This is a genomic window from Mycobacterium sp., assembly GCF_032159775.1.
Taxonomy (GTDB): Bacteria; Actinomycetota; Actinomycetes; order Mycobacteriales; family Mycobacteriaceae; genus Mycobacterium.
On sequence record NZ_JAVHWK010000116.1, the window covers coordinates 1 to 5,872 of the forward strand.

Annotated in this window: 9 protein-coding genes; 3 read left to right on the forward strand and 6 right to left on the reverse strand. The window is 67.5% G+C overall.

The window, feature by feature from the left end; translation table 11 throughout:
- From QOJ24_RS13710 to QOJ24_RS13730, 5 genes are all read right to left on the reverse strand, one after another.
- The coding region (locus QOJ24_RS13710) for an ATP-binding protein (RefSeq protein WP_526262006.1) at positions 1-656 on the reverse strand (656 nt) is incomplete at its 3' end.
- Complete coding sequence (locus QOJ24_RS13715; protein ID WP_526262008.1) at positions 653-1,144, reverse strand: hypothetical protein; 492 nt, start codon at positions 1,142-1,144, stop codon at positions 653-655. The genes QOJ24_RS13710 and QOJ24_RS13715, both read right to left, overlap by 4 nt.
- Positions 1,141-2,067, reverse strand: coding sequence for a DUF4129 domain-containing protein (locus tag QOJ24_RS13720; protein ID WP_526262010.1), 927 nt, complete (start codon positions 2,065-2,067; stop codon positions 1,141-1,143). The genes QOJ24_RS13715 and QOJ24_RS13720 overlap by 4 nt, the downstream gene beginning before the upstream one ends.
- A 44-nt stretch (positions 2,068-2,111) precedes the next feature.
- Positions 2,112-3,239, reverse strand: a complete 1,128-nt coding sequence (locus tag QOJ24_RS13725; RefSeq protein ID WP_526262011.1) for a L,D-transpeptidase — start codon at positions 3,237-3,239, stop codon at positions 2,112-2,114.
- 117 nt (positions 3,240-3,356) lie between these two features.
- Complete coding sequence (locus QOJ24_RS13730; RefSeq protein WP_526262013.1) at positions 3,357-4,616, reverse strand: MFS transporter; 1,260 nt, start codon at positions 4,614-4,616, stop codon at positions 3,357-3,359.
- A 39-nt stretch (positions 4,617-4,655) separates the two neighbouring features.
- Between QOJ24_RS13730 and QOJ24_RS13735 the strand changes: the two genes are divergently transcribed.
- Both QOJ24_RS13735 and QOJ24_RS13740 read left to right on the forward strand, forming a co-directional pair.
- The gene (locus QOJ24_RS13735; RefSeq protein WP_526262015.1) at positions 4,656-5,045 is read left to right on the forward strand and encodes a PPOX class F420-dependent oxidoreductase; all 390 of its coding nucleotides are present in this window, start codon (positions 4,656-4,658) and stop codon (positions 5,043-5,045) included.
- Between the two features lie 2 nt (positions 5,046-5,047).
- Positions 5,048-5,347 carry a thiamine-binding protein gene (locus QOJ24_RS13740; protein WP_526262017.1) on the forward strand — a complete coding sequence of 100 codons (300 nt, stop codon included), beginning with the start codon at positions 5,048-5,050 and terminating at the stop codon, positions 5,345-5,347.
- A gap of 16 nt (positions 5,348-5,363) precedes the next feature.
- Here QOJ24_RS13740 and ricR read toward each other — a convergent pair whose 3' ends face one another.
- The gene (gene ricR / locus QOJ24_RS13745; protein ID WP_526262019.1) at positions 5,364-5,654 is read right to left on the reverse strand and encodes a copper-sensing transcriptional repressor RicR; all 291 of its coding nucleotides are present in this window, start codon (positions 5,652-5,654) and stop codon (positions 5,364-5,366) included.
- A gap of 78 nt (positions 5,655-5,732) precedes the next feature.
- Here ricR and QOJ24_RS13750 point away from each other — a divergent pair.
- The coding region (locus tag QOJ24_RS13750; protein WP_526262021.1) for a hypothetical protein at positions 5,733-5,872 on the forward strand (140 nt) is incomplete at its 3' end.

Sequence of the window (5,872 nt, forward strand, 5' to 3'; positions counted from 1 at the left end):
GATTCCCGCATCGCGACCAGATCATGGGCGTCCACAACCTGATTCACGGTCGGCTCGGCCGATCCCCGCTCCAGGCGGCGGCGCAGCATCGACGTCTCCTCCTGTTCGGACAGATACCGCAGTTCGAGCCTGATCGCGAAGCGGTCCAGCTGCGCCTCGGGCAGCGGATAGGTGCCCTCGTATTCGATCGGGTTGTCGGTGGCCAGCACGATGAACGGGTCGGGTAGCCGGTGGGTGACGCCGTCGATGCTGACCTGACGTTCGGCCATCGCCTCGAGCAGTGCGGCCTGGGTCTTCGGCGGGGTCCGGTTGATCTCATCGGCAAGCAGCAGGTTGGTGAAGATCGGCCCCGACCGGAATTCGAAGCGGCCCGACTGCATGTCGTACACCGTCGACCCGAGCAGGTCGGCGGGCAGCAGGTCCGGCGTGAACTGCACGCGGGTGAACTCCAAACCCAGTGCCGCCGCGAAGGACCGCGCGATCAACGTCTTGCCAAGGCCGGGAAGGTCCTCGATCAAGACGTGCCCTCGCGCGAGCACCGACGTGAGGATCAACGACAGTGCCCACCGCTTCCCCACCACGACGCGCTGGATCTCGTCCAGCACCGCTTCGCAGTTGGCAGTGGTCGTTGCTGCCGGCAATGACGAGGGGGTCATACCTGCTCCAGCTTCCGTAGGATTTCGTCGAGCGCGCCGCGGCCTGGGCCCGGCACGTGCTGATTGGTTCGCGCGACGTTTTCAGGATCCACCCAGGCCCACAGTTCGTCGCCGAAGAGCATCCGCCCGGTGGACGCGAACCCGTCGCGGTCCTTGTTCTGCTTCTGACCCGTCGCGATGCCGAACTGTCGCGCGAGCATCGGGCGTAGGTGGCGGTCCCAGTCCGACCGGGTGGACTCCGACCACGAGATCAGCGTCTCGGTCCGGGACAGCCAGCGACGCAACGACTCCTCGGCGTCGTTGATCGGCGGCTCGACAGGCGCGTCACCCGATCCGCGCGCCAGGTACCAGCGCAGCGCGAGCAGCACCAGGGCCACCGCGACGCCGACGATCACCAGAACGAAGCGCCGGTCGGGTGACAGCATCGCCAGCACCTGCACGCCGATCACCAGACACAGGCCCGCGGCCACCAGCTTCTTGAGGGTCATGCGGGGCTCCGCAGTTCGTCGAGCACGAGGCTCAGCACCCGCACCGCGACCTCACGGTGTTCTTCGGTCATCACATGCGGGCTGAACCGCGCCTCTTCGAACAAGTCGACGAGCTGGGTCGCGCTGTCGGCCCGAAGAGCGTGGTGTTCGACAGCGCGGGCCAGGACTTCCGACGGTGTATCCCATTCGCGCGGACCGATTTCCGGAGAGTTCTCGAGTTCACGCTCCATGGCGGCGTAGCACGCGATGATCGCCTCTCGTGGTTCGCGGCTCAGATCGCCCGCCTCGGCAAGCCCCAGCTCTGCGGCCCGGGCCAGCGGATCCGGCGCCGACGTCGTTGCGGCAGGCCGGTATTCGCCGTCCGGCGCGACCGGCGTAATCGCACGCCGGCGCTGCCTGCGGCCCATGATCGCGGCGCCGACGAAGACCACCATCATCAGCAATACCATCGACCCGGCCAACAGCGAGAAGATGCCGGACGACGGCTCGGGAGCCTCCGGCTGCTCCGTCGGGGGTGTGGGTGTGCCGGACGGCGGCGGCGTGCCCGCGTCGGGCTGCGGCGCCTCGACGCCCAACTGCGCGTTCATCCGCGACAGCAGCGCGACCAGAAGCAGCCACGCGATCACCACGGCCACCGCGATGAGGACCATCCGCCACGTCAGCGGCCGTCGTTCCCCGGCGATCTTCCGCAAGGGTTCGCCCGCGCCATGGGAGGCGGGTCGCTTGCGGGACTGCGTGACGATCGCGATCACGATGATCGCCATCGACACCACGACCATCGCGACGACCGCGAACAGGCTGGCGAGGCTACTTGTCGGCCGGTCGCGCGGCGGCGTCTCGACGCCGGGCAGGTATCCGTGCAGCGCGACGGCGGCCACGATCAACAGCACGATCACGGCGAGGACGCGCGGCCGATGGGCCATAACCCATCCTGGTCGCGGTCAGGTCAATGTCGCAACGAATTGCGTCAGATCTGCCAGTCCTGCGCGCCGTCGTTCTGGTTGTAGGTGCCGACGGAGTTCTTGATGACGATCGGGTCGCCACTGCCGAAGTTGTCGTAGAACCACTGCGCGTTGGCCGGGCTGAGGTTGATGCAGCCGTGGCTGACGTTGCGCTTGCCCTGGTCGCCGGTCGACCACGGAGCGCTGTGGACGAACGAGCCGCTGTTGTCGATCCGGACCGCGTCCTGCACCTTCAGCTTGTAGCCCTCCGGCGACGTGTTCGGGACGCCGTAGGTCGCGGAGTCCATCACGATGTCGGCGAACTTCTCCAGCACGTAATAGGTGCCGTTCTTGGTTTCGTGCTTGCCGTCGGGCTTGCCCATCGACACCGGGAAGGTCTTCTCGACCTTGCCGTTGCGGGTGACCGTCATCTGATGCGTCTTGTCGTCGATGGTGGCGACCAGCGACTCACCGGTGCGGAACGTCGACTTGGCGCCGCTGGCATCGATGAGGACGGTCGTGTCCTTGGGCCAGAGGTCGAGCGGGCGCCAGCGCACCTGCGTGGCGCTCATCCAGTAGAACTTGCCTGGCACGGGCGGGTTCGACGAGATGTGGATGGCCTGCTCGGCCATCGGGCGGTCGACGATCGGCCGCTGGAAGTTGATGATGATCGGCTTGCCCACACCGACCATGGAGCCGTTGACCGGGTTGAAGGACGGCGGCAGGAACACCGGGTCACCGGTATACGGCGTCGGGTTCTGACCCGCAGGGGTGCCTTCGGGAACGGTCGTCGGCCGCGCGGTGAACGGGTCGGCGGGCGGTGCTGCCGGACCAGCTGCCGGCGCGAGGGGGTCGGCCGGCGGCGCGAACGGGTCTGCGGGCGGGGGTGCTGGCACGGCCAGCGGGTCCGCAGGTGGCGCGACCTCGGCGGGACCGCTCGGCGGCGCCGGGGGCGGAACGATTGCGGCGGCCGGGTCGATCGGAGCCTCCGGCATGGGCGCGTCGGCGGCCGGAATCGGGCCCGGAACGGGACCGAACGGATCGGGGGCCGGTTCGGGATCGGCGAACGCCAAGGGGCTACCGAACACCATTCCAGCGGTCAAACCAGCCGCGATCGTCGCGGTCACAACCTTCCGCATTCTGCGCTGCGGCATGCGTACACCTCCAGTCAAAGCTGCGACCAGTCTCGCACAGCGCGAGGACCGGCTAACGCCGTAGAGGGCTTCCCCAACCCGGACAGCTGTCCAGAGAATGACGCTGAGCTGGTGTATTCATCGGGCCGGGGTGTCGAACGTTACTTCCTGCTGGTTACCTGTACGAAGTGCGAACAGGCTTCGAGTCGCCGCCACGGCGCCCAGGGCGATGGCCAATGCTGCGGTAGACGCCGCGACCATCAGCGCAGGCCCGCCCTGTTCATAGAGCAGGCCACCGAGAAGCGCACCGGCCATGATTCCGACCTGGAATGCGGTGACGTACAGACCGGAGGCCCCGTCGGGGTCGCTGGGAGCGGTGCGCATGGCCGCGGCCTGCAAGACCGGCGACAGCGCCATCGACGCCGCGCCCCACAGAAGGATCGCCGCAGCGCCGACCGCGGCCGTCGTGGCCCCTATATGTCTGTCGACCGCCAGGCCGGTCAGCACTGCGAATGCGGTCGTCATCGCGGCGAGGCAGCCGACGACCGAGGCCTTGGGATGTCGATCAGACGGTCGGGCCATCACCGCCATTCCGAGCAGGCCCGCGACGCCGAAGCCGGCGAGCAGCCAGGCCAGCTGCGTCCCGTGCACGCCGACCACCTCGCGGATGATCAGCACGATGAAGGTGTAGGAGATGAAGTGGCCGGTAACGCCGAGGAGCGTCAGGCCACTCAGCGTCACCAGTCGGCGGTTGCGGTGGTGGCGTTCTCCGGTCCGCACGGAACCGGCGTCGCCCGCCGGCAGCACCATCGGCGGAAGCGTCGCCCACGCCCCGATCGTCACGGCTGCCGCGGCGACGGTGACCAAGGCGACGGCCTGCCGCCACCCCCACGCCTCACTCATCGCCGCCGTGAGCGGGTTGCCTGCGACGAGCGCGAGGGTGGTTCCGACGTAGATGGCGGTGGTCGCCCGCGCCGTGTGCGTCGCGGGCACAAGGCGTGCGCCGATGGGCGCGACCACCGACCACATCAGCCCGTGCGTCACCGCGCACAGCACCCGGCCGCCCGCCAGCACCGCGAAGTTCGGTGCAACGGCTGAAATCAGTTGGGATGCAGTCAAACACGCCAACGTCACCATCAGAGTGCGGCGCCGGGGCCAGTGCGCGGTCAGCCGGACGAGTGGCACCGTCGTCACCGCCGCAACGAGTGCATACCCGGCCAGTAGCGTGCCGACGAGGGCGGCGCTGACCCGCAGGTCGCTCGCGATGTCGGGCATCGCACCCACCGGAACCATCTCTGCTGTGACGTAGACGAATGCGGCCGATGACAGCACCGTCAGCTGTACGGCGATTCGGGGTGTCCACGCCCGGGTTGGCATGGTGGTGTTGTCGATGGTCATATCGAGCTACATCACGGTATCGGCAAGGAGAGGAATCAGATGGCCGACATTCCCGAGGGATACGAGTCGCTGCTGGAGGGCCCCAATTACGGGCATCTGGCCACGATCAGGCCGGACGGCAATCCGCAGGTCAATCCGATGTGGTTCGCGTGGGACGGCGAACTGCTGCGGTTCACCCATACCAACAAGCGGCAGAAGTTCCGCAACGTCGAGGCGAACCCGAACATCGCGATGTCGATTGTCGATCCCGACAATCCGTACCGCTATCTCGAGGTCCGCGGCGTCGTCGAGGAGATCGCGCCGGACCCGACGGGCGCGTTCTATCTCGAGCTCAACGACCGCTACAGCGGCCCACTGACCGAGCCGCCGCCCGACAAGGCCGACCGGGTGATCATCGTGGTACGCCCGACCGGCTACACGAAGCAGTAGCCGTGTTGGTCGCGTTCAGTGTCAGCCCGTCAGGCGGCGACGAAACCGGCGGCGTGGGTTCGGCCGTCGCCGAGGCTGTCCGTATCGTCCGCGCCTCTGGCCTGCCCAACGAGACCAACGCGATGTTCACCAACATCGAGGGCGAATGGGATGAGGTGATGACGGTGGTGAAGCAGGCGGTCGATGCGATCGCGGCCGCGGCGCCTCGGGTGAGCCTGGTGCTGAAGGCCGACATCCGTCCCGGACATACGGGTCAGCTGACGGCGAAGGTCGAGCGGATCGACCGGGAGCTCGACGCGTAGTCAGGACCGCATGTAGTCAGGACCGCACGAGGCGGGCGATGGCGGCCGACGCCTCGGCCAGCTTCGTGTCGGCTTCGCCGCCACCCTCGGCGACCGCCTGCGTGACGCAGTGACCGAGGTGTTCGTCGAGCAGACCGAGCGCGACGGACTGCAGGGCGCTGTTGACGGCGCTGATCTGGGTCAGCACGTCGATGCAGTACTTGTCGTCCTCGATCATCTTTGCGACACCGCGGACTTGGCCTTCGATGCGGCGCAGCCGTTTCGCATAGTTGTCCTTGTTGGCCGTGTAGCCGTGTGAGGCGGTCATAGCTCCAGCGTACCGGTACCCCTCCGGGGTATGCATAATAGTTTTGCCGGGCGAAACGCAGCGAGCATACTGACACTCATGCCCTCAGAGCCCGGTTCCATCGACATCAAGCCCCGCAGCCGCGACGTCACCGACGGCCTCGAGAAAACCGCCGCGCGCGGAATGCTGCGGGCGGTCGGTATGGGTGACGACGACTGGGCCAAGCCGCAGATCGGCGT

Bases quoted from the DNA above. Each gene is read 5' to 3' on its own strand.
- QOJ24_RS13725 (WP_526262011.1), bottom strand. From the start codon at position 3,239: ATGCCGCAGCGCAGAATGCGGAAGGTTGTGACCGCGACGATCGCGGCT.
- QOJ24_RS13730 (WP_526262013.1), bottom strand. From the start codon at position 4,616: ATGACCATCGACAACACCACCATGCCAACCCGGGCGTGGACACCCCGA.
- ricR (WP_526262019.1), bottom strand. From the start codon at position 5,654: ATGACCGCCTCACACGGCTACACGGCCAACAAGGACAACTATGCGAAA.
- QOJ24_RS13720 (WP_526262010.1), bottom strand. From the start codon at position 2,067: ATGGCCCATCGGCCGCGCGTCCTCGCCGTGATCGTGCTGTTGATCGTG.
- QOJ24_RS13715 (WP_526262008.1), bottom strand. From the start codon at position 1,144: ATGACCCTCAAGAAGCTGGTGGCCGCGGGCCTGTGTCTGGTGATCGGC.
- QOJ24_RS13735 (WP_526262015.1), top strand. From the start codon at position 4,656: ATGGCCGACATTCCCGAGGGATACGAGTCGCTGCTGGAGGGCCCCAAT.